Here is a 22,056-nt window from a genome sequence, read left to right on the forward strand (position 1 = left end):
GCCCGGCCCAGCCGGTGGGGCGGAGGTAGTCGGCAGGCCGGGGCTGCCCTGAACATCGGACGGATCGGCCGGCTGACTAGGGCGAGAGTTGTTGTTGCCTTACGTCGGCTGACAGCCCTTGCCGGCCTCAGTTGTGCCCGGCGTGTGCCCGATGATCTTGCTGGCTCGTCTTCCATGAATTCCCGGGTCGCTCCGCCACCTACTCCTTTCGGCCACGGCATCTGTCCGAAAGCCGACGAAGGTGCTGATCCTGCTTGCAGCCTGCGACCTGCTGTCGGACCATACGGCTTCGCGCTGGAGGCGGGGGTTGCCGTGGGGATCTTGGACCGAATTCGTGGACGACTGAGCACCCCCAACCCGCCGCCCCTGCAAAGGCAGCCCTCGGATGCTCACCAGCCCACTGCTGCCTTCGCCCCACCCGTAGGTGGCTTCGCTGTTGTCGACGTCGAGACCACCGGCTTGGTGGCTTCTAGAGATCGCCTGGTCGAGGTCGCGGTCATCACTACCGATCCGTTCGGTCGGGTAGTGGACGAGTGGACGACTCTCGTGAACCCGGATGGCCCTGTAGGTGCCACCAGGATCCATGGGATCACTGCGGCAGAGGTCAGGAGGGCTCCTCGGTTCGCCGAACTTATCGGCGAGATGAATGCCCGCCTGACCGGCCGCGCGCTGGTCGCTCACAACGCCCGGTTCGACCTCGGGTTCCTTGGCAATGAGTACGAGCGCGCAGGTTGGACTATGCCCGCCTGTCCACACCTCTGCACCTTGGAAGCGAGCTGGACCTACCTCCCACGTCTAGACCGTCGGCGCCTGTCCGACTGCTGCTGGGCCACTGGAATCCGGCTCGACAACGCTCACTCGGCACTCGGGGATGCTCGCGCAACGGCCACCCTGCTCATGTCTTATCTCGATCGGAACTTCGGTCGCCCACCGGAACCCGACCATCTACACCTGCCCACGCGCGCAACCCAAGTCACATGGCCGGTGATCCCGCGGCAAGCCATCAACATGACCCTGCGACGCCCGGTTGGCCCTACACCCGTCCCGGCCCAGGCTGGCGCACTTGCCGCTCTTCTCGACGACCTGCCCTTGTCATCAGCAATGGAAGAAGGCGCACCCACCAGCACAGCGGGTTACCTGGAGCTGCTGGCGGAGGTATTGGAAGACGGGGTCTTGACGGACGACGAGGCAGCTTCCCTCGCGGGCCTCGCTAATACCTACGCGCTGACGCGGGAGCAGGTCGATGCGGCTCACCGCGGCTTCCTCTTGGCGCTGTCGCACAAGGCCATCGAAGACGGCAAGGTCACTCGCGACGAACGTCAAGAGTTGCTCGCTGCCGCCCAGGCCCTCGGATTCACCGACGGGATCGTCAAGGCCGTTCTCGACGAAGCTCGCAGCGCCCTCGCCGAGCAACGCGGGAAAGGCTGCCTGCCCCTGCCAAATTCGTGGCCGCACGGCGAACCGTTGCGCATCGGCCAGGGCGTCGCCTTCACCGGTTGCGACGAGCTGCTGCGGGCTCGTCTGGAAGGCCGAGCGCAAGCCGCGGGCCTCCGCGTAACCGGCTCCGTGTCCCGCAAGACCGTCGTTCTCGTCACCGACGGGGTGGATCCGTACACGACCAAGGCACAGGCAGCCCGCGAGCTCAAGACGCGGATCGTGACTCCAGACGTCTTCGCCGAACTGGTTCACTACATCCAGCCAGCCAAGACCGAGGCCACAACTCACGCCCCCGCGAAAACTGTTCCCTCGCCGACCGCGCCGACCGCCGCCACTGCGACAGGCTCCGCCCTGCCGGCTCCCGGCCCAACGATCCGTGCGTGGGCCCGAGCTCAAGGGCTGCCGGTCGGCGTAAGGGGACGACTCGCTACCGAGATCGTGAACGCATACGTCGCCGCGCACGGACTCGACATGGACGTGACAGAGGGGTCACCGCTGCCCGCACCTCGTTGAGTCGAAGCCGAACATAGAGCCGCTGTCCCGCCACCAGCGCGATCGGTCGTCGACACCTGCTTACACTGCAACTTGGGCGGGCCTGTCTCGCTAAGGGTGTTTCCGGCGATCTTGGTTAGTAGGATTCAGCGCCGGGGAAGCGGTCGCTGAAGGTGATGGCGAAGGCGTTCAGGGCGGGTTTCCAGCGCATCGTCCATCGGGTTCTTCCTGCTCCGGTGGGGTCCAGGGAGCGGGTCACCAGGTACAGACACTTCAACGCGGCCTGCTCGTTGGGGAAGTGGCCGCGGGCCTTGACCGCCCGCCGGTAGCGGGCGTTGAGCGACTCGATCGCGTTGGTGGAGCAGATGACTTTGCGGATTTCCAGGTCGTAGGCGAGGAACGGGATGAACTCCGCCCAGGCGTTGTCCCACAGGCGAATCACGGCCGGATACCGGCTGCGCCACTTGTCGGTCAGGTCGTCGAACGCGGCCCTGGCCGCGTCCGCGTTGACGGCGGTGTAGATCGGCTTGATGTCGCGTTTCAGTTCGTCCCAGTACCGCCGTGAGGTGAGCCGGAACGTGTTGCGGATCAGGTGGATGATGCAGGTCTGCACCACGGTCTGGGGCCACACGTTCGTGACCACCTCGGGCAGGCTGCCTTTCAGTCCGTCGCAGACGAGGAAGAACACGTCCTTGACGCCTCGGTTACGCAGGTCGGTTAGCACGCTCATCCAGAACTTGGCGCCCTCACCGCCGGCGCCGGCCCACAGTCCGAGGATGTCCTTCTCCCCGTCGAGGGTGACCCCGATCGCGGCGTAGAACGGCCGGTTCGCGACCTGCCCGTCGCGGACCTTGACCACGATGGCATCGATGAACACCGCAGCATAAACCTCGTCGAGGGGCCGGTGGGACCAGTCAGTCATCTCCTCGATCACCTTGTCAGTGATCCGCGAGATCGTCTCCTTTGACACCGAAGCGCCGTAGATCTCGGCGAAGTGCGCGCAGATCTCCCCGGTCGTGAGGCCTTTGGCGTACAACGACAACACGACCTCGTCGACCCCCGACAGCCGGCGCTGCCGCTTACGGACAATCCGCGGCTCGAACGTGCCAGCCCGGTCCCGCGGCACGTCGATCTGCACCGGACCGTTGGCGTCGGTCAGGACCGTCTTCGACCGGCTGCCGTTACGGATGTTGCCCGACCCAGCACCGGCCGGATCGTGTTTGTCGTAGCCGAGGTGCTCGGTCATCTCCTCGTTCAACGCGGTCTCCAGGACCGTCTTGGTCAACTGCTTCAGAAGCCCATCTGGCCCGGTCAGCGACAGGCCCTGTTCCTTAGCGGCCCGGACCAGCTCCGCGGCGGCCTTCGCCTCCGCCGACGGCTCAGGCCGCTTCTTACGTCCGGTCTGGTCATTCAGTCGCGGTCATCACGGCACCCTCCTCACCAGGCACAACGCCCGGCGGGTCAGGCCGGAAACACCTTTAGATCCACAGACCCGCTGGCGGAGGCGCGGCGCTTCCTCCGGGCTGTCGAGGGACTGCGGTTAGAAGCCCGCTGGCTCATCGGGATTGCGCTCGGGCTCCGTCAAGGCGAGGTCTTGGGACTGCGGTGGGACGACATCGACCTGGCCGCCGGCACCCTGCGGGTACGGGGGCAGTTGCAACGCGACCCCGATACGGGCGGCCTGGTCTTCGTCGAGACGAAGACTGCCCGGTCTCGTCGGACACTCCCGCTGCCACCGACGGTGCTGGCGGCGCTGCGTCGGCACCACGAACGGCAGGCAACGGAACGGTTCGATGCCGATAGCTGGGCCGATCCGGGCCTGGTCTTCGCCACGGCCGTTGGTACGCCTATCCACCCGCGTAACGACTACCGGTCATTTCGGGAGATCATCCGGCGGACTGGCCTCCGGCAGGTTCGTCTTCACGACTTGCGGCACACGGCGGCGAGCGTCCTTCTCGCCCAGGGCGTGCCCGCCCGCGTGGTCATGGAGATCCTCGGTCACTCCCAGATCAGCGTCACCCTCAACATCTACGCGCACGTGGCCCCCGAGGTCGCGCGGGAAGCTGCGTCACGGCTGGAGGGGGCGCTGTGGTCGGGTGAATGAGGTTGGCTGCTCGCTTGGCTGCTCAGCCTCGCAATGGCAGGCAAAAGGCCCAGGTCATGATCGGCGATCAAGCCGGTGACCTGGGCCTTTCCGTGGAGCCGCCTGACGGAATCGAACCGTCGACCTACGCATTACGAGTGCGTCGCTCTAGCCGACTGAGCTAAGGCGGCAACGATCGTCAAGTGTACGGCACACCGCCGCCGCCACCGAACGGGATCCCCCGCCCGGCCGATCCGGACAACGCGGCCGGTCCAGTCGTTGGCCGGACACCGTTCGCGTTCCGCCCGGCGTACGCTGCCGCGGGTGACCGACGATCGCGCACCGGACGGCAGTCCCGACCAGCCCGACGCCGCGCCCGGCCCGGGGCGGCCGGACGTCGAGGCGCCCCGGGCCGCCCGCCGGCCCCGCAGCACCGATCCGCTGGAGCTCGGCTTCACGCCGCGCAAGCCGGTGCCGTGGCTGGCGCCGTTCCTGCTGATCAGCACCGGCATCCGTACGCTGCTGGCCATGCTGTTCGGGGCGTACCTGGACAAGCGGGAGCTGCAGAACGCGCTCGACGCCCGGATCAGCCGGCAGGTGGGGCCGGACGGCGGGCTGTGGTTGGACTACGTGGCCGACCTGGGTGACGGGTTCAACGCCACCTACTCGATCGCCTACCTGCTGGCGCAGCCGGAGCTGACCGTGGACGGCCACCGGCTGCCCCGGGCGCAGACCCTGGTGATGGGCGGCGACCAGGTCTACCCGTCGGCCGCGTACGAGGCGTACGAGGACCGATGCAAGGGGCCGTACCAGGCCGCCCTGCCGGTGGCGCCGCCCGAGCGGCCGACGCTGTTCGCGGTGCCGGGCAACCACGACTGGTACGACGGGCTGACCGCCTTCCTGCGGCTCTTCGTCCGCTCCCGGGACCGCAACTTCGGCGGCTGGACCACCGGGCAGTCCCGCTCGTACTTCGCGGTGCAGCTGCCCGCGGACTGGTGGCTGATCGGCCTGGACGACCAGTCCGGCTCGTACCTGGACGACCCGCAGCTCAGCTACTTCGACGAGGTGGCCCGCAAGCTGACCCCGCAGAGCCGGGTGATCGTGGCGGTGCCGGCACCGACCTGGGTCAAGGCCGCCGACCACCCCACCGCGTACGACTCCGTCGACTACTTCATCCGGACGATCATCACCCCGACCGGGGCGCAGGTACGGCTGCTGCTCTCCGGCGACCTGCACCACTACGCCCGGTACGCCGGCCCGGAGCGGCAGCTGATCACCTGTGGCGGCGGTGGCGCGTACCTCTATCCGACGCACGAGCTGCCGGAGCGGATCGAGGTGCCGCCGCGGGACACCCTCGCCCGCCGGGCCAGCCGCACCCGCCCGTACGACCTGGCGGCCTGCTATCCCGACCGGGCCCGCTCCCGGCGCTACGGCTGGGGGATCCTCGGGCGGCTGCCGTTGCGCAACCCGGGCTTCGCCACCCTGCTCGGCACGCTGCACACGCTGCTGATGCTGGCGATGGCGGGCGTGGTCACCAACCGGGCGGGCACCAGCGAGCAGCGGCTGTTCAGCGTACCGTTGATGATCATGTTGGTGGTGACGCTGCTCGGGGCGGCCTTCTTCGCCAAGCCGCCCAGTGCCGGCGGGAAGCGGCACGCCCGGCACTGGATCCTCGGCGTCAGCCACGGCCTGGCGCACCTGGCGCTGGCCGCCGCCGGCACCTGGGCCTGGCTGAAGCTGCCGTTCTACGAGTGGCCCTGGCCGCTGCCGGCGGTCGCCGCCGCGGTCCTGTACGGGCCGGTGCTCGGCCTGGTCGCCGCCGAGCTGGTGGCGGTGTACCTGCTGGTGGCCGGTTCGTTCGGGGTGAACGTCAACGAGCTCTTCGCCGGCCAGGGGATCGAGGACGCGAAGGCCTTCCTCCGCCTGCGCATCGACCCGGACGGCACGCTCACCATCTATCCGGTGGCCGTGGACCGGGTCTCCCGCGACTGGCAGGTCAACCCCGACCAGACCCCCCACGCCCCGTGGCTACTCCCCAAGACCCCGCTGACCCCCCACCTCGCCGAACCCCCCATCACCCTCACCTGACCGCCCGACCGCCTGACCGGAAGCGAGGCAGCAACTTCGGGGAAAGTGCTGACACGACCGGCGGGGGCAGCAACTTCAGGGAAAGCGCGGCCACGACCCACGGGGAGGCAGCAACTTCAGGGAAACTGCTGCCTCGACCGGCTGGGAGGCAGCAACTTCGGGGAAAGTGCTGCCTCGACGCGCCACGGCCGCACCCTGCGCGCCCGGGTGAGGGGCGCGGGAGGGCCCGGGGGTCAGCGGGGGTAGTGCTGGTCGTGGGCCTGGCGGGGGGCGCAGACGGAGGCGCGGGAGCAGGCGCAGCGGGAGCCGTCGGCGTCCAGGCGCACCGTCACCGTGTCCCTCGGGACGCTGTGGCCGACCACCTTGCCGTCGCCCTCCGGAGTGCCGACCCGGCTGCCGATCGCCGGCGCGGACTCCTGGAAGCGCTGGTACAGCGGATGTTCGTACTTGAGGCAGCACATCAGCCGGCCGCAGGCGCCGGAGATCCGCAACGGGTTGAGCGGCAGGTCCTGGTCCTTGGCCATCCGGATGGTGACCGGCTCGAAGTCCTTGAGGAAGGTGGCGCAGCACAGGTCCCGCCCGCAGGAGCCGATGCCGCCCTGCACCCGGGCCGAGTCGCGGGCCGAGAGCTGGCGCAGCTCCACCCGGCAGTGCAGGGTCGCGCCCAGGTCGCGGACCAGGGAGCGGAAGTCGACCCGGTGCGGGGCGGTGAAGTAGATGGTGGTCCGTTCCCCGCCGCCGCCCTCGACCGCGCCGAGGACGTGGTCGACGGCCACCACCTTCATCGGCAGGCCGTGCTCCCGGATCAGCCGCTTCGCGGCGACCTTGGCGTCCGCCTTGCGCCGGCGCAGCTGCTCGTCCCGGTGCAGGTCGTCCTCCTGCGCCAGGCCGGCCAGCTTGGGGAAGCCGTCGGTGTCCTCGGTGACCCACTGGGCGGCCCAGACGCACTCGGCCACCTCCGGCCCTTCGTCGGTGGGCACCAGTACCTTGTCGCCCACCTGGGGGCGCAGCTCGCCCGGGTCGAGGTAGTAGAGGCGCCCGTACCGGTTGAAGCTGACCGCGCAGAGCATGCCCATGGCCTCACCCTACGTCGCCGGGACCGTCCCGGCGCGCCGGCCGTCGCCGGGTGGTCACCGCGCGCGACGGTTGACGTCTGTCGACCCGGCTACCGGCATCGGCCCCGTCGTGCGGTCCTGCCTCGCCCGGACGGCTGAATCCGGGCTGCCGACCGGGACAACGGCCGGCTCGGGGCGTTGAGTGGAGGAAGACCTGCGGGGGGTGCAGGTAAGGCCACGGCGTCGCCCCGGGAGCCGGCTTCGCACCGGACCCGAGCGCGGCGCCGTGTGCCGTGCGGGGCCACCGGCCCGCCCGGCGCCCGGCACCGGCGCCGGGCGCGTCAGCGGCCGATCCGGGTGCCGGCGCCGCCCCAGCGCGGACCGGCCTCCGCCACCGGCCGCCAGGTCGACTCGGCCAGACTCGGCGACCACTGCCGCAGCAGCGTCTCGGCCCCGTCGTAGGCGACGCTGAGCACCGCCAGCACCCGGGTGGCGATCACCGCGGCCTCGGCCACCCCGGCGCGACCGGCGGCCCCGGCGCCATCGGGAAAGGCACCCCCCGGGGCGCCGTGCGGAAACGCTCCGGCACCGACCGGTCGGGTCGCCGCGACGACCGCCACCGCCTCGGTGCAGCCGAGCACCTCGGCCAGCGCCCGGGCCACCGCCAGCCGGCTGCCGGTCACCCACTCGGCGAGCGCGTCGGCGTAGCCCGCGGTCGCCTCCATCCGGCCGACCAGGCTCTCCGGCCCCTCGTCGAGGTGGCGCAGCAGGGTCGTCCGGGCCTGGTGGTAGTGGGCCGCGGCCGGGCCGGACCAGAGGCCCGGATCGGTGAGCGCGGCGCACGCGTCGTCGTATCCCTGGACGAGTCGGCGCACCGCGTCGCCGGCGGAGGCCAGCGGCGCCGGGTGCAGGTCGAGGAAGGCGCGCAGCGCGTCGCCGGGGAGCACCTGCATCCGGCGCAGCAGCGGCCAGACCGGGTGCCCCTCCGGCGCGCCGGCGGCGAGCAGGACGTCGACCCGGCGCAGCAGGTCCAGCCCGGGTTCGGCGAGCCGGTCCAGGGCGTCCATCAGGCCTCCCTGGTCAGCCGGCGGCGGGCGGCGTCGTCGGTGTCGGCGTAGCGGTCGGCGGCGGCCCGGACAGCGGCTGCGGCGGCGGCCAGCCGGGCCGCGGCGGCCGCCGCCTCCCGGGACCGGTCGCCGGTGGCCTCGGCCCAGCGCCGGTGCAGGGCCCGCCCGATCTCGCCGGGCCGGCCGGGCGCGTCCGCGCCGAAGACCGGGTGGGCCGGGTCGGCGGCGGTGACGGTGTGCGCCAGCGTGGTCAGGGTGTCGCTCGCCTCGTCGAGCCGCGCGGCGAGGGCGCGCAGAGACTCCATCTCAGGCCCCCGCGAGCGGCCGGTAGACGGCGAAGGTCTCGTTGTGCAGCTTTTCCCGGGCCCACTGGGCGGCGTCCGCTGCGGCGGTCACCGCGGCCTGCACCGAGCCGGCCACGTCCCTGGGACTGCGGGAGTGCAGCGGGCCGAGGAACCGGACGTCGGTGATCCGGCCGCCGGCGGTCACCACCACCTCGACCAGCCCGTCGGGCGAGCGAACGGTGACCTCCACGGTGGACACCGCCTGGTCGAACTCGGCCTGCAGGGACTCGATGCGGCGGTAGCGCCGCACCGCCTCCTCGATCCAGGCCTCGTCGATCTCCCCGCGCGGCATCGGCGGACTCCTCCCGGCAGGCCCTCACTGAGCGTCCCGCCACGATCACCGTGGCGTCACCGGACCGTACCGCACCCGAATCGAGGCTGTCGATGCCTGTGGACAGCGCCCCCGCGTCGCTCAGCCGCGCCAGAGGGCGAGCATCATGGCCTCCACCGCGATCCTCGGCTTGACGTTCGCCTCGATCGCCGACCGGCACTCCAGCACGGCCTCCAGCCGGCGCAGCACCCCCTCGGCCGCCCACTTCTGCGCCCCGGCGGCGGCCACGGCGGCGGTGTCGGTGTGCACCGGTGCGACCGGCGCGCGCAGCGCCGTGGTCAGCGCGTCCCGGTAGAAGCCGGCCAGGTCGACCAGGGCCCGGTCCAAGGCGTCCCGCTGGGCGCGGGTGGCCCGCGACTTCTGCCGCCGTTCCAGCTCCTTGAGCTGGCCAGCCGCGCCCCGGGCCGCGCCGGCCGCACCGCGCCCGGTGCCGCCCGCGCCGAGCGCGGTCTGCAACGCCGCCCGTTCCGCCTCGTCGGCCTCGGCGACCGACGCGACGGCCTCCGCCTCGGCCGCCTCGATCAGCGCGGACGCCGCGTCGAAGGCGGCGCCCACCCCGGTGAGCCGGCGCGGCACCGCCAGCACCGCGTCCCGGCGCTTGCGCGCCTCCGGGTCACGGGCCAGCCGCCGGGCCCGCCCGACGTGGCCCTGGGCGGCGGCTGCCGCCCAGGCCGCCACGTCCGGGGCGATCCCGTCCCGCCGGACCAGCACCTCGGCCACCGCGGCGGCCGGCGGCTGCCGCAGGGGTACGAGCCGGCACCGCGACCGGATGGTCACCGAGACGTCGTCCGGGTGGGTGGACGGGGCGCAGAGCAGGAACACCGTCCGTGGTGGCGGCTCCTCGACCGCCTTGAGCAGCGCGTTGCCGGCCGCCTCGGTGAGCCGGTCGGCGTCCTCGATGATCACGATCTGCCACCGGCCGCCGGCCGGGGTGCTGGCCGCGCGCAGCACCAGCGCGCGCATCTCGTTCACCCCGATGGAGAGCCCCTCCGGCACCACCAGCCGGACGTCGGCGTGGGTGCCGGTGAGGGTGGTGTGGCAGCCGGCGCACTCGCCGCAGCCGGTGCCGTGCACGCACTGGAGCGCGGCGGCGAAGGCCCGCGCGGCGACCGAGCGGCCGGAGCCGGGCGGACCGGTGAAGATCCACGCGTGGGTCATCCCGGCGCCGGGGTCGCCGGCCCGATCCTCGCCGGCCGGGTCGGTGGCGGGCGTGGCGGCGCGCAGCACGGCGGCGGCCGACGCGGCGGCCCGGCGCAGCGTGTCGACCGCCTCGTCCTGACCGACCAGGTCGGCGAAGACGTCCGGCATCAGGTCCGGCGCTCCAGCGTCACCAGCTCCGCGTCGGATAACTCCGGCTGCACCGAGGTGTCCGGGCCCTGGGCGGGGCGCGGGTGCACGATGCCGGCCGGGTCGGCCAGGAACTCGTCCACCCGGCGGGCGACCAGCTCGGCGATCTCCTCGGCCGGGCGGGCCGCGTCCAGCACCAGGTAGCGCTTCGGGTCGTTGGCGGCCAGGTCGAGGAAGGCGTACCGGACCCGCTCGTGGAAGGCGAGCGACTCGGCCTCCAGCCGGTCGGCGCCCTGGTTGCGGGCCGCGACCCGGGACAGCCCGGTGCGCGGCTCGACGTCGAGGAGCACCACCAGGTCGGGCTTGAGCCCACCGGTGGCCCACGAGGAGAGCCAGGAGACCTCGTCGACCGGCAGCGTACGGCCCGCGCCCTGGTAGGCCAGGGACGAGTCGACGTACCGGTCGCTGATCACGACCGCGCCCCGGATCAGCGCCGGCCGCACCACGGTGGCCACGTGGTGGGCCCGGTCGGCGGCGTAGAGCAGCGCCTCGGCCCGGGGCGAGGGCGCCTCGGCACCGGCATTTTCCAGCACCATCGAGCGGATCCGCGCGCCGACCGTGGTGGCACCGGGCTCGCGGGTCACCACCACCTCGCGGCGCAGCCCGCGCAGCCGCTCGGCGAGCGCCTCGAGCTGGGTGGACTTGCCGGCGCCCTCGCCGCCCTCGAAGACCACGAAGAGCCCGGCGGAGACGAACGGCTCGGCCGGCATCAGCGGGCGGCCCCGGATCGAGCCCCAGAGGTCGGCCAGGACCGGCACGCCCTTCTTGTCGTCCATCTGGCCGAACGCGCTGATCCCGGCGAAGATGCCGGCCGCACCGGCGACCAGCAGCAGCAGCCGGGTGGAGGAGACGGAGATGCCGAGGTCGGCGATGGTGAGCTGGCGCGAACCGCCGACGCCGACCAGCACGCTGCTGAGCGCCAGGGCCAGGATCAGCACCAGCCGGGTGCCGATCTGCACCACCGCGAAGACCCGGCCGCGCACCTCGTCGGCGACCTCGCCGCCGAGCAGCGTGGTGCCGGCGAGGAAGGCCATCCCGGCGCCCGCGCCGACCAGGATCGCGCCGAGCATCGCCATGGACAGGTGGATGGCGAAGGCGAGCACCAGCACCGAGGCGCTGGCCAGCACGATGCTCATGCCGAACCAGCGGCGGCGGGACATGTCCCGCACGATCATCGGACCGAGCCCGATGCCGAGCGCCAGGCCGACGAAGATCGCGCCGAAGAGCAGGTAGAACGCGGCGTCACCGGCGCCGAGCGAGGCGGCGAAGAACTTCGCCGTGCCGATCACGATGCCGCCGCCGGCGAACGCGCCGAAGATGCCGAGCACCAGGCCGCGCACCAGCGGGGTCTGGCCGATGTATCGCCAGCCCTCGGCGAACTGGCGGAACATGCTCTGCTCGGTGCGCTCCGCCTCGCCACGCTGGGCGTGACTGATCTCCTTGATCCCGAGGGCCACCACCAGCGCGGTGGCCAGCCGGGAGAAGGCGTTGAACCAGAGCGCGAGCTGGGCCGGCTCGGCCCAGCCGGGCATCTCGCCGCCGGTGGCACCCCGCACGCTGCGGTCCAGCACGGCCAGCCCGATGGCGGCGGCCACCGGGGTCAGCCCGTACGTGGTGATCAGGGTGAGCTGGTTGGCCGCTTCCAGCCGGGGGCGCGGGATCAGGTTCGGGACCGCGGCCTCCTTGGCCGGGATCCAGAGCAGGGTGATCGTCTCGATCAGGAAGGTGGCGATCGCGGCCCAGCCGACCACCAGGCCGCCCGGGGCGCCGGTGAGGGCGTAGAGCGGGATGGACGCGAAGAGCACGAACCGCAGCAGGTCGCAGATGACCATGGTCCACCGCCGGTCGAACCGGTCGGCGAAGACACCGGCCACCGGGCCGAGCAGCAGGGCGGGCAGCAGCCGGATCGCGATCACGCCACCGAACGCGGCGCCCTGGGCGGTGCTGCCGGAGACCTGCGCGGCGGCGAAGACGGAGGTGGCGAGCAGGCCGAGCCAGTCGCCGAAGGAGGCCACGCCGAGCACGATCCAGAGCCGGCGGAACGGCCGGATGCGCAGCACGGAGCGGATCGCGCTGGCCCCCGAGCGGTCGGCCTGGGCGCTGCCCCCGCCGGGCTGCCGGGCCTCGGCGCCGGCCGAGGTGTCGTCGAGGTCCGGGCGGGCGTGGTCGTCCGCCGGCGGTCGGCCGGCGGACCCCGCGGGCTGCGGGCCGGACGGCGACACGCCGGACGACTCGCCGTTCTGCTGGCTTTCGATGGCCGTACCTCCACGTGCCGGCCCAACGTTGGGCTCCCCCGGTGGAACACTCTAGTCCCGCGGCCGCGATGGTCCCCGCCCGCGACATCCTGCTCGCCGAGCCTAGGCCATGTCCGGCCGGCGCAGTCCCGGGACAGATACGAGGGTATTTCGCATTCACTCCCCGACAGTTAGCGTGCAGACGTGGTGACCCACACCGAGCAACTCCGGCGGCGCCTGGACGCCGCGACCGCCCACCTCGACCCGCCGTACGCGGTGGTCGACCTGGCCGCCTTCGACGCCAACGCCACGGCGCTGGCCGAGCGCGCCGGTGGCAAGCCGATCCGGATCGCCAGCAAGTCGCTGCGGTGCCGCGAGCTGATCGCCCGCGCGCTGGCCCGGCCGGGCTGGCGCGGCGTGATGGCCTTCACGCTGCCCGAGGCGCTCCGGCTGGTCGAGGCCGGGGTGAGCGACGACGTGCTGGTGGCGTACCCGACCGCCGACCGGGGCGCGCTCGCCCGGCTGGCCGCCGACCCGGCGCTGGCCGGCGCGGTGACGCTGATGGTCGACGGCACCGAGCAGCTCGATCTGATCGACACCGTCCGCCCCCCGGGACGGCGTCCGGCGCTGCGGATCTGCCTCGAACTCGACGCCTCCTGGCGACCGCTGCGCGGGCGGGTGCACGTGGGTGTGCGCCGCTCCCCGGTGCACAGCGCCCGGGCCGCCGGCGCGCTGGCCGCCGCCGTCGCCGGCCGGCCGGGCTTCCGGCTGGTCGGCCTGATGGCGTACGAGGCACAGATCGCCGGCCTGGGCGACGCCCCGCCCGGCCGGGCGGCGTACGGGACCGCGATCCGGCTCGCCCAGCGTGGCTCGTACCGGGAACTGCTGGCCCGCCGGGGCGCGGCGGTGGCCGCGGTACGCGAACACGCCGACCTGGAGTTCGTCAACGGCGGCGGCACCGGCAGCCTGGCCGCGACCAGCGCGGATCCCGCGGTCACCGAGGTCACCGCGGGATCGGGCCTGTACGGGCCGACCCTGTTCGACGCCTACCGGGCCTGGCGGCCGACGCCGGCCGCGTTCTTCGCCTGCGCGGTGGTCCGGCGCCCGGGGCCGGGCCTGGCCACGGTGCTGGGCGGCGGCTGGATCGCCTCCGGCCCGGCGGCCCAGAGCCGGCTCCCCCGGCCGTGGCTGCCGGCGGGGCTGCGGCTGCTCGGCGCCGAGGGGGCCGGCGAGGTGCAGACCCCGCTGGCCGGGCGGGCCGCGGCCGACCTGCGGGTCGGCGACCGGGTCTGGTTCCGCCACGCCAAGGCCGGCGAGCTCTGCGAGCACGTCAACGAGCTGCATCTGGTCGACGGCGACGCCGTCGTGGCGACCGCGCCCACCTACCGGGGTGAGGGTCACGCCTATCTGTGAGCGGCGGCGGGGCTCCCGGCGCACCTCGGGCGCCCGCCGCCGTGGCCCTGCCCGGTCGCACCCCGGGCGTCGCCGCCGGCGCCGGCCGGTGGCGGACCGGCTCAGCTGGACTGGCCGGCCTCGGTCCTGGTGTCGACCTGGCGGTAGAGGTATTCCCGGATCAGCGCCTTCGCCTCGATCAGGACCCGGTCGTCGCCCTCGGGCCTGCGCCGGAACGCCAGCTTGATCAGGGCGTCGGCCGCCTCGACGGCGATCTCCAGATAGAACCGGAGGTCGGGTACGTCACGCAGGCCGAACCGCTCGGTCAGCACCCGGGCCAACTGGTCGGCGATCACGCCGTTGTTGTCCCGCTGCTCGTCGAGCAGGTGCAGGTCGACCACGTCGCCGAAGTGCAGGGTACGGAACCCGGGAACGGTGCGGTGCATGGTGATGTACTCGTCGATGCCCGCGTCGACGCCGTCCCACCAGTGGGTCAGGTCGTCGGAGGCGAACCGCTCGTCGAGCCGCTGGAGGTAGGACTCCATGGTGCGCAGGGTCAACGCCTGGACGATCGCCCGCTTGTCCGGAAAGAACTGATAGACCGACCCGATCGCCACCTCGGCCCGCTCGGCGAGCAACGTCGTGGTCAGTCCCTCGTACCCGACCTCGTCGACGAGCTCGGCGCAGGCGTCCAGCATCCGCTGGACGCGCGCCACACTTCGACCCTGCACCGGAACGCGGCGCAGCGGTCCGGTCGTGGCGGCTGGTGTGGACACTCGACGCCACCCCCCTTCGACGGATGAACATATCTGCACGTCACGAGTCCGTGACTACCGGTACTAACGATCGGACCCCGATTGCGGTATTTACCAGGCACAACGTTCCTGATATGAAGTCAGTTCATATTCATTTCGAGGAGGGTTGATGGCCGCCACCGCGCCGCCCACCACCGCCTGGTCGAACTGGGCCGGCAACCAGCACGCCGACCCCAGCGCCGTGCTGCGCCCGGCCACGGTGGAGGCCGTCGCCGAGGCAGTCCGGTCGGCCGGCGCGGCGGGGGAGCGGATCCGAGCGGTGGGCAGCGGGCACTCCTTCACCTCGATCGCCCGGCCCGAGGGCCGGCAGCTGGAGCTCGGCGCCCTGCGCACCGACATCCGGGTGGAACGATCCGCCCGGCTGGTCACCGTACCCGCCGGGATGACCCTGCGAACGCTCAACGCGCTGCTCGCCGAACACGGCCTCGCCCTACCCAATTTGGGCGACATCGACGCCCAGACGGTCGCCGGGGCGATCTCCACCGGCACCCACGGCACCGGCGCCGGCTACGGCTGCCTGTCCACCTTCGTCGAGGCGTTGACGCTGGTCACCGGCACCGGTGAGGTGCTGCGCTGCACCGCCGACCAGCACCCCGACGTGCTCGCCGCCGCCCGGGTCGGCCTGGGCGCGCTCGGCGTGCTGGTCGAGGTCACCCTGCGCTGCGTGGACGCCTTCGTGCTGCGGGCGCACGAGCGGCCGGCGCCGCTGGCCGCCGTGCTGGCCGAACTGCCGACGCTGGTGGCGGAGCACGACCACGTCGAGTTCTACTGGTTCCCGTACACCGACCGGGTGCAGGTCAAGACCAACGACCGGGTGCCCGCCGACGACCGGCCACTGCCCCGCTGGCGCGGCTGGCTGGACGACGACTTCCTCGCCAACACCGTCTTCGCGGGCGCCTGCCGGCTGGGCCGCGCCGTGCCGGCGCTGGCCCCCGCCATCAGCGCGGTCTCCGCCCGGGCGCTCACCGAGCGCAGCTACACCGGCCGCTCCGACGCGGTCTTCTGCACCCCGCGCCGGGTCCGCTTCGTGGAGATGGAGTACGGCCTGCCGCGCGCCGCCCTGCCCGAGGCGCTGGCCGCCCTGCGGCGGATCGTGGACGGGCTGCCGTTCAAGGTGCTCTTCCCGGTCGAGGTGCGGTTCACCGCCGCCGACGACATCTGGCTCTCGCACGGCTACGGGCGGGACTCGGTCTACCTCGCCGTGCACCAGTACGTCGGCATGCCGTACGAGCCGTACTTCCGGGCGTTCGAGCGGGTGGCGACGGAGCTGGGCGGCCGGCCGCACTGGGGCAAACTGCACTGGCGGGACGCGGCGTCGCTGGCCCCCGCGTACCCGAGGTTCGCCGACTTCCTGGCGCTGCGCGACCGGCTCGACCCGGCGCGGGTGTTCGGCAACGGCTACCTGGACCGGGTGCTCGGCGGCGCGCCCTCCGGCAGCACCGCCTGACCGGCCCCCACATACCCCAGCACCCGGTCGTACGCGGCCTGGTAGTCCCGGCGGGCGGCCGGCGCCGTGCCCGGGTCGGCGAGCGCCGCGGTCAGGTCGACCAGGCGCAGCCGGGGCGTGAGGTCGGTCCAGGTGGGCAGCGCCTCCATCCGGGTCACCCGCCAGCGGCCGGGCGCCACCTCGGTGAAGGTGGCCCGGGCCATCACCCCCTCCCGGTTGTCGGCGACCGGCTCGGCGTGCCGGGCCAACTGGTTGCCCATCCCGAAGACCACCCACTTGTCGCCGAACCGCTGGAACGGCTGCACCGCGTGGGCGTGGTGGCCCAGGATCAGGTCCACGTCGGGCGAGGCGATCAACTGCCGGGCCCAGTCGCGCTGGTCGGCGTCGGGCTGGTGCGCGTACTCCGTACCCCAGTGCAGGCTGAGCACGACGATGTCCGCGCCGGCGGCCCGCGCCCGGCGGGCGGCGGCCAGGATCTGCGGCGGGTCGATCAGGTTGGCCAGCCACTCCCGGCCGGCCGGGCGCTCCAGGCCGTTGAAGTTCAAGCTGTACGCCAGGTGCGCCACCCGCACCTCGCCGACCCGGTAGATCCGCGGGGTGGCCGCCTCGGCGGCGCTGCGCGCGCTCCCGGTGTGCCCGAGGCCGGCCGCGTCGAGCGCCCGGATCGTCCGGGTCACCCCGTCGGCGCCCTGGTCCAGGGTGTGGTTCGAGGCGGTCGAGCAGCCGTCGAAGCCCGCCGACCGCACCCCGTCGAGCACCTGCGGCGGCGCGTTGAACGACGGGTAGCCGGAGAACGGGCCCGCCGGTTCGGCCAGCGGGGTCTCCAGGTGACAGAGCGCCAGGTCGGCCCCGCGCACCACCGGCGCCACGCCCGCGAACATGGGGGCGAAGTCGAGCCCGCCGGCCGGGCCGGCGTCCCGGCGGGCCTGCTCGGTGACCGGAGGATGGACCAGTACGTCACCGGCGGCGACCAGCCGCAGCGTCCGACGGGCCGGCGGTTCCGGTGCGACCGACCGGCCGGCGGTCGACTGGACCGGCGGCTCCGGTGCGGCACCTGGCGGAGCGTGGTCAGCCGGGCGGAGCAGCTGCCACCCCGCCACCACGGCGAGCAGCAGGGCGAGGGCCGCCCCGACGGCGAGCAGCGCCCGGCGGGGCAGCACGGACACGAGCATCTGGCCCACGTTAGGTGAGCGGTGGACCGCCGGTGGCCCTCGTTTCGGTTATTTCACCCGAAGGCGGGCGGTCGTCTTCACCGCTGTCGCGCAACGGCCACTCCACTCCCATCTCGCGGCGGTCGGCCTCGCGACGTCGGCCTCGCGACGTCGGCCTCGCGGCGGCGGGCTCAGCACGACGTGCCGCATTTCGCGGTCTCGGGGCGGCGGGACAGCACGACATGCCGCATAGCGCTGCCTCACGCCGGCAGGACAGCGCGACACGCCGCAACCCGCCGCCTCGCGGGGGCGGGAGAGCGGGCTCAGTCGGACTCGGTGGCGGCGGTGGCCTTGCGCGGGGCGGCCTTCTTGGCCGGGGTGGCCTTGGCGGTGGTCGCCTTCTTGGTCGCGGTGGACTTCGCGGCCGCGGTCTTCTTCGCCGCCGTCGCCTTCGTGGCCGTCTTCTTGGCGGCGGTCGTCTTCTTCGCCGCGGCCGTCTTCTTGGCCGGTGCCGCCTTCTTCGTGGCCTTCTTCTTCGGCGCCGGCCCCTTCGCCCGCTTCTCGGCGAGCATCTCCGAGGCCTGCGCCAGGGTCAGCTCCTCCGGGGTCTGCCCGCGCCGCAGCGAGGCGTTGAACTCCCCGTCGGTGACGTACGGGCCGAACCGCCCGTCCTTGATGACCAGCGGCTTCTCGGTCAGCGGGTCGGCGCCCATCTCGCGCAGCGGCGGCGCGGCGGCCCGGCGCTGGCGGGTCTTCGGTGCGGCCAGCAGGGCCAACGCCTCGTCCAGCGTGACGGTGAAGAGCTTCTCCTCGGACTCCAGCGACCTGGACTCCTCGCCCAGCTGCACATACGGGCCGTAGCGGCCGTTCTTGGCCACCACCTCGGCGCCGTCCGGGCCGACGCCGACCACCCGGGGCAGGCTGAGCAGCTTCAACGCCTGTTCGAGGGTGAGCTCGTCGGGCGACTGCGACTTCAGCAGCGACGACTTGCGCTCCCCGCTGGCCACGTACGGCCCGAACCGGCCGGACTTGAGCAGGATCGGCTCGCCGGTGGCCGGGTCGTCGCCGAGCTTGCGCTCGCCCCCGCCGCCGAGGAACAGCTCGTGCACCTTTTCCGGGGTCAGCTCGTCCGGCGCCAGGCCCTCGGGGATCGGCGCCCGGTCGCCCTGGCCGCCGCCCTCCTCGCCCTCACCCGACGGCGTGGGCTGCTCGCCGGGGAGCGCCCGCTGCAGGTACGGCCCGTACCGGCCGACCCGCACCACCACCTCGCGACCCTCGTCGTCGGTGTGCAGCGGGATCGAGTTGACGCTGCGCGCGTCGATCTCGCTCAGGTTCTCGGTCACCAGCTTCTTGAGCCCACCGGCGTGCGCGATCGCCTGGTCGCCGGTGCCGTTGGCGCTGCCGAAGTAGAACGAGGTGAGGAAGTCGACCGCCGCGTGGTCGCCGCCGGCGATCTCGTCCAGCTCGTTCTCCATGCTGGCGGTGAAGTCGTAGTCGATCAGGCGGGGGTAGTGCCGCTCCATCAGCCCGATCACCGCGAACGCCAGGAACGACGGGATCATCGCCTGGCCGCGCTTGAAGACGTACCCCCGGTCCTGGATGGTCTGCATGATCGACGCGTACGTCGACGGGCGGCCGATGCCCAGCTCCTCCAGCGCCTTGACCAGCGACGCCTCGGTGTAGCGCGACGGCGGCTGGGTGTGGTGCCCCTGCGCGGCCAGCTCGTCGGCGGTCAGCGGCTGGTCCTTGACCAGGGTGGGCAGCCGCCGCTCGGCGTCCTCGGCCTCGGCGTTCTCGTCGTCGCTGGACTCGACGTACGCCCGCAGGAAGCCCGGGTCGGTGATGGTCTTGCCGGTGGCGCCGAAGTCGGCCTCCTCCTGGGCGGTGGAGACCGCCCGGATGCGCACCGAGACGCTGGACCCGACCGCGTCGGTCATCTGCGAGGCGATGGTCCGCCGCCAGATCAGCTCGTAGAGCCTGTATTCCTCGCCGGAGAGCTCCTTGGCCACGTCGCCCGGGGTGCGGAAGTTGTCCCCCGCCGGGCGGATCGCCTCGTGCGCCTCCTGCGCGTTCTTCACCTTGCCGGTGTACCGGCGCGGCTCCGGCGGCACGCTGCGCTCGCCGTACAGCTCGACGATCTGCCGGCGGGCCGCCGCGATGGCGGTCTCCGACAGGTTCACCGAGTCGGTACGCATATAGGTGATGTAGCCGTTCTCGTACAGCCGCTGCGCGGTGCGCATCGTCTGCTGCGACGAGAAGCGCAGCTTGCGGGCCGCCTCCTGCTGGAGGGTGGAGGTGATGAACGGCGCGTACGGGCGGCGACGGTAGGGCTTCTCCTCGACCCGGGTGACCGTGAACGGCCGGTCCGCCAGGCGGGCGGCGAGGCCCCGGGCCCCGCCCTCGTCGAGGTGCACCACACCGGCGCCGGGCTTCACCCGGCCGGTGGTCGGCTCGAAGTCCTTGCCGGTGGCGATCCGGTCGCCGTTCAGCGCGACCAGGGTGGCGTTGAAGGTGCGCGGGCCCTCGCCCGCGTTCGCCACCGCCAGGGTGGCCAGGATGTCCCAGTATTCGGCGGTGCGGAAGGCCATCCGCTGGCGCTCCCGCTCGACCACGATCCGGGTCGCCACGGACTGCACCCGGCCCGCCGAGAGCCTCGGCATGACCTTCTTCCACAGCACCGGGGAGACCTCGTAGCCGTACAGCCGGTCCAGGATGCGCCGGGCCTCCTGCGCGTCGACCAGGTCCCGGTCGATCTCGCGCGGGTTGGCCACCGCGGCCTGGATGGCCGGCTTGGTGATCTCGTGGAAGACCATCCGCTTGACCGGCACCTTGGGCTTGAGCGTCTCGACCAGGTGCCAGGCGATGGCCTCGCCCTCGCGGTCCTCGTCCGTCGCCAGGAAGATCTCGTCGACCTCCTTGGCCAGCTTCACCAGCTTGCTGATCTGCTGGCGGCGGTCGGCGGAGACCACGTAGAGGGCGTGGAAGCCGTTGTCGACGTCCACCCCGAGCCGGGCCCACGGCTCGCCCTTGTACTTGGCCGGCACGTCGGCGGCGTTGCGTGGGAGGTCCCGGACGTGGCCGAAGCTGGCCTCCACGACGTACCCCGGGCCGAGATAGCCCGAGATCGTCTTGGCCTTCGCCGGTGACTCGACGATGACCAGACGGGTGGTTGCAGCTTTGCTCGGCACGTCTCTCTCCGACCTCACTCCTACTCAATGCCCGTTTCGGGCCGCGTTGCACCGGCAGACCACCGCCGATGGTGGATGTCCAACGTAACGCGCCGTCCGGTTTCCGGTTGTCACGGGCGGCGAACGTCCGGTGCGGCGCCCCACGGGCCGGCCGCGCCGGCGGTTGTGCCGGACGGCGCCACCGTACACCGTGGGTAGGCCGGACAGTGGTGACTGTGACGACGCCGCACCGTCGGTGGGGGGCAGATCAGGCCGTTTTCCGGCCGGGACCACCGCGCCAGCTGTCCATGATCGGACACCTGGCCGGCACCGGTTGCCGCGATCACGGGCGATCCGCGCTGGACGTATCGGACCGCGGTCACCGGCCGGCGGGCGGGCGCGCCGGCCAGTCGGCCGGGGGCGCGGCGGTCGGCCGGTCGCCCACCAGCTCCGCCAGCCGGGCGAGCCGCCGCCGGCCGGAGATCCGGTACGCCGGGCCGCCCGCGTCGGCGTCCAGCAGCGCCCCGGCCAGGCCGACCGCGGCCAGCGCCCGCCGCACCGGCGGCCAGCACTCCTCGTCGACCGGGCCGAGCCGGAGCAGGAAGCCCGACGGGTCGGCCCGGCCGGCCGCGGCGAGCCAGATCCGCAGCCGGCGGCCGTTGAGGTGGAAGCCCGCCGGTGGCCGCTTCACCCCGCCGCGCGTCCAGGCCAGCGCCAGCGGCGCCAGCGTGCTCGCGTACGCGGTGCGCACGATGTGCCGCCGCTGCCCGGTCTCCTCCGCGCCGGCCGTCTCCCAGGTCGCCGACAGCCCTCGCGCGGCCAGCTCCGCCACCAGCACGTGCACCCGCCAGCCCGCGTCCACCGCCACCGACAGCCGCGCCGTGCCGCCCATCCGGACCACCTCCCCCGGCCCGGCGAGCAGGCCGGCCAGGTCGGCGACGGACGGATCGGCGGCCTCGGTGCCGAACAGCGACAGCTGGCGGCCCGGGTCGGGGGGCGAGTCGGGTGGGGTCAGCGACACTCCGGAACCTCGTCGAAGGCGGCCTTGAGCTCTTTGGATCGGAGCCGGCTGGTGTCCAGCGCGCTCGCGTCGTACTCCTTGCTCAGGTTCTCCACCGCGGCCTGCACCCCGTCGTAGAAGGCAGCGGGCCGGGTGGTGTCCAGGCCGCGGACGGTGTCGCGGGCCCGGCCGTACGCGTCCCGCATCCGGGTCAGCGAGGCCCGGAAGCCGGCGGAGATCTCCTCGCCGCCGGGGATCTCCGGGACGCCGGCCTCCACCACCTGCCGGCGGGCGTCCTCGCTCGCCTGGTGGGCACCGTCGAAGAGCCGGACCAGGTTCTCCCGGGCCTGCGCCGGGGTGGTCTGCGCGGTCATCTGCTGCTGGGTCCCACTGGTCAGCTTGCTGATCTCCGCCCGCCACGGGGCGAGCGCCTGGCAGACCGACGCGGCCCAGGCCCGGGGGCTGGGCCCACCTCCGCAGGCGCCGACCGTGAGCAGGAGCGTGGCCAGGACCACCGTGAGCTTCCCGGCGGCAGACGCCCGGCACGTACGCATGCGTTGCAGCGTACGGCCTGACGGGGGAACCGCCACCGGTCAGGTTTGCCGG

At 72.9% G+C, this 22,056-nt stretch carries 17 protein-coding genes, 1 tRNA gene and 1 pseudogene; 6 read left to right on the top strand and 13 right to left on the bottom strand.

Annotated elements, in window-relative coordinates; genetic code table 11:
• Window positions 1-174: 174 nt before the first annotated feature.
• Both K7640_RS30960 and K7640_RS08270 read left to right on the top strand, forming a co-directional pair.
• Window positions 175-894: pseudogene (locus tag K7640_RS30960) on the top strand (exonuclease domain-containing protein); the annotation flags it as partial.
• Between the two features lie 3 nt (window positions 895-897).
• Complete coding sequence (locus K7640_RS08270; RefSeq protein ID WP_255608387.1) at window positions 898-1,950, top strand: histone-like nucleoid-structuring protein Lsr2; 1,053 nt, start codon at window positions 898-900, stop codon at window positions 1,948-1,950.
• Window positions 1,951-2,065: 115 nt separating this feature from the next.
• On the opposite strand, the gene K7640_RS08275 is transcribed toward K7640_RS08270, so the two are convergent.
• Window positions 2,066-3,343: an IS256 family transposase gene (locus K7640_RS08275; RefSeq protein ID WP_222954347.1), complete on the bottom strand. Its 1,278-nt coding sequence runs from the start codon at window positions 3,341-3,343 to the stop codon at window positions 2,066-2,068.
• Window positions 3,344-3,424: 81 nt separating this feature from the next.
• Between K7640_RS08275 and K7640_RS08280 the strand changes: the two genes are divergently transcribed.
• Window positions 3,425-4,033 (top strand): site-specific integrase, encoded by a 609-nt coding sequence (locus K7640_RS08280; protein WP_374198073.1) that lies wholly within the window; start codon window positions 3,425-3,427, stop codon window positions 4,031-4,033.
• A 93-nt stretch (window positions 4,034-4,126) separates the two neighbouring features.
• Here K7640_RS08280 and K7640_RS08285 read toward each other — a convergent pair.
• A tRNA-Thr gene (locus K7640_RS08285) sits at window positions 4,127-4,203 on the bottom strand.
• A gap of 133 nt (window positions 4,204-4,336) precedes the next feature.
• On the opposite strand from K7640_RS08285, the gene K7640_RS08290 reads away from it, so the two are divergent.
• A complete protein-coding gene (locus tag K7640_RS08290) occupies window positions 4,337-6,100 on the top strand; it encodes a metallophosphoesterase (RefSeq protein WP_222954116.1) in 1,764 nt (587 codons plus the stop codon).
• A gap of 233 nt (window positions 6,101-6,333) precedes the next feature.
• Here the strand turns inward: K7640_RS08290 and K7640_RS08295 are convergent, their stop codons facing one another.
• The 6 genes from K7640_RS08295 to tmk all read right to left on the bottom strand — a co-directional run bounded on the left by K7640_RS08295 (window position 6,334) and on the right by tmk (window position 12,304).
• Window positions 6,334-7,176, bottom strand: a complete 843-nt coding sequence (locus K7640_RS08295; RefSeq protein ID WP_222954117.1) for a regulatory iron-sulfur-containing complex subunit RicT — start codon at window positions 7,174-7,176, stop codon at window positions 6,334-6,336.
• A 320-nt stretch (window positions 7,177-7,496) separates the two neighbouring features.
• Entirely contained in the window at window positions 7,497-8,222 is a 726-nt protein-coding gene (locus tag K7640_RS08300) for a hypothetical protein (protein WP_222954118.1), read from the bottom strand.
• Window positions 8,222-8,527, bottom strand: a complete 306-nt coding sequence (locus tag K7640_RS08305; protein ID WP_222954119.1) for a hypothetical protein — start codon at window positions 8,525-8,527, stop codon at window positions 8,222-8,224. Before K7640_RS08305 ends, K7640_RS08300 begins: the two co-directional genes overlap by 1 nt.
• Window position 8,528: 1 nt before the next feature.
• Window positions 8,529-8,858, bottom strand: a complete 330-nt coding sequence (locus K7640_RS08310; RefSeq protein WP_222954120.1) for a YbaB/EbfC family nucleoid-associated protein — start codon at window positions 8,856-8,858, stop codon at window positions 8,529-8,531.
• Between the two features lie 120 nt (window positions 8,859-8,978).
• The gene (locus tag K7640_RS08315; RefSeq protein WP_222954121.1) at window positions 8,979-10,205 is read right to left on the bottom strand and encodes a DNA polymerase III subunit delta'; all 1,227 of its coding nucleotides are present in this window, start codon (window positions 10,203-10,205) and stop codon (window positions 8,979-8,981) included.
• Window positions 10,205-12,304, bottom strand: a complete 2,100-nt coding sequence (tmk, locus tag K7640_RS08320) for a dTMP kinase (protein WP_222954348.1) — start codon at window positions 12,302-12,304, stop codon at window positions 10,205-10,207. The genes K7640_RS08315 and tmk overlap by 1 nt, the downstream gene beginning before the upstream one ends.
• A 378-nt stretch (window positions 12,305-12,682) precedes the next feature.
• Here tmk and K7640_RS08325 point away from each other — a divergent pair, with 378 nt between their 5' ends.
• The gene (locus tag K7640_RS08325; RefSeq protein ID WP_222954122.1) at window positions 12,683-13,891 is read left to right on the top strand and encodes an amino acid deaminase/aldolase; all 1,209 of its coding nucleotides are present in this window, start codon (window positions 12,683-12,685) and stop codon (window positions 13,889-13,891) included.
• Window positions 13,892-13,992: 101 nt separating this feature from the next.
• On the opposite strand, the gene K7640_RS08330 is transcribed toward K7640_RS08325, so the two are convergent.
• Window positions 13,993-14,568 carry a TetR family transcriptional regulator gene (locus K7640_RS08330; protein WP_222954349.1) on the bottom strand — a complete coding sequence of 192 codons (576 nt, stop codon included), beginning with the start codon at window positions 14,566-14,568 and terminating at the stop codon, window positions 13,993-13,995.
• A gap of 226 nt (window positions 14,569-14,794) precedes the next feature.
• On the opposite strand from K7640_RS08330, the gene K7640_RS08335 reads away from it, so the two are divergent.
• Complete coding sequence (locus K7640_RS08335) at window positions 14,795-16,132, top strand: D-arabinono-1,4-lactone oxidase (RefSeq protein ID WP_222954123.1); 1,338 nt, start codon at window positions 14,795-14,797, stop codon at window positions 16,130-16,132.
• On the opposite strand, the gene K7640_RS08340 is transcribed toward K7640_RS08335, so the two are convergent.
• From K7640_RS08340 to K7640_RS08355, 4 genes are all read right to left on the bottom strand, one after another.
• Window positions 16,084-17,304, bottom strand: coding sequence for a CapA family protein (locus K7640_RS08340; protein ID WP_255608389.1), 1,221 nt, complete (start codon window positions 17,302-17,304; stop codon window positions 16,084-16,086). The genes K7640_RS08335 and K7640_RS08340 overlap by 49 nt on opposite strands.
• Window positions 17,305-17,606: 302 nt before the next feature.
• Window positions 17,607-20,471, bottom strand: coding sequence for a type I DNA topoisomerase (gene topA, locus K7640_RS08345; RefSeq protein ID WP_222954124.1), 2,865 nt, complete (start codon window positions 20,469-20,471; stop codon window positions 17,607-17,609).
• A 358-nt stretch (window positions 20,472-20,829) separates the two neighbouring features.
• Window positions 20,830-21,471 carry a hypothetical protein gene (locus K7640_RS08350; protein WP_222954125.1) on the bottom strand — a complete coding sequence of 214 codons (642 nt, stop codon included), beginning with the start codon at window positions 21,469-21,471 and terminating at the stop codon, window positions 20,830-20,832.
• The gene (locus K7640_RS08355; protein ID WP_222954126.1) at window positions 21,462-22,004 is read right to left on the bottom strand and encodes a hypothetical protein; all 543 of its coding nucleotides are present in this window, start codon (window positions 22,002-22,004) and stop codon (window positions 21,462-21,464) included. Before K7640_RS08355 ends, K7640_RS08350 begins: the two co-directional genes overlap by 10 nt.
• Window positions 22,005-22,056 lie beyond the last annotated feature (52 nt).

The organism is Micromonospora sp. PLK6-60 (assembly GCF_019890675.1).
GTDB lineage: Bacteria > Actinomycetota > Actinomycetes > Mycobacteriales > Micromonosporaceae > Micromonospora.

Bases quoted from the DNA above. Each gene is read 5' to 3' on its own strand.
- K7640_RS08270 (WP_255608387.1), top strand. From the start codon at position 898: ATGTCTTATCTCGATCGGAACTTCGGTCGCCCACCGGAACCCGACCAT.
- K7640_RS08295 (WP_222954117.1), bottom strand. From the start codon at position 7,176: ATGGGCATGCTCTGCGCGGTCAGCTTCAACCGGTACGGGCGCCTCTAC.
- K7640_RS08300 (WP_222954118.1), bottom strand. From the start codon at position 8,222: ATGGACGCCCTGGACCGGCTCGCCGAACCCGGGCTGGACCTGCTGCGC.
- K7640_RS08305 (WP_222954119.1), bottom strand. From the start codon at position 8,527: ATGGAGTCTCTGCGCGCCCTCGCCGCGCGGCTCGACGAGGCGAGCGAC.
- K7640_RS08310 (WP_222954120.1), bottom strand. From the start codon at position 8,858: ATGCCGCGCGGGGAGATCGACGAGGCCTGGATCGAGGAGGCGGTGCGG.
- K7640_RS08315 (WP_222954121.1), bottom strand. From the start codon at position 10,205: ATGCCGGACGTCTTCGCCGACCTGGTCGGTCAGGACGAGGCGGTCGAC.
- K7640_RS08330 (WP_222954349.1), bottom strand. From the start codon at position 14,568: ATGCTGGACGCCTGCGCCGAGCTCGTCGACGAGGTCGGGTACGAGGGA.
- K7640_RS08335 (WP_222954123.1), top strand. From the start codon at position 14,795: ATGGCCGCCACCGCGCCGCCCACCACCGCCTGGTCGAACTGGGCCGGC.
- K7640_RS08340 (WP_255608389.1), bottom strand. From the start codon at position 17,304: ATGCTCGTGTCCGTGCTGCCCCGCCGGGCGCTGCTCGCCGTCGGGGCG.
- K7640_RS08355 (WP_222954126.1), bottom strand. From the start codon at position 22,004: ATGCGTACGTGCCGGGCGTCTGCCGCCGGGAAGCTCACGGTGGTCCTG.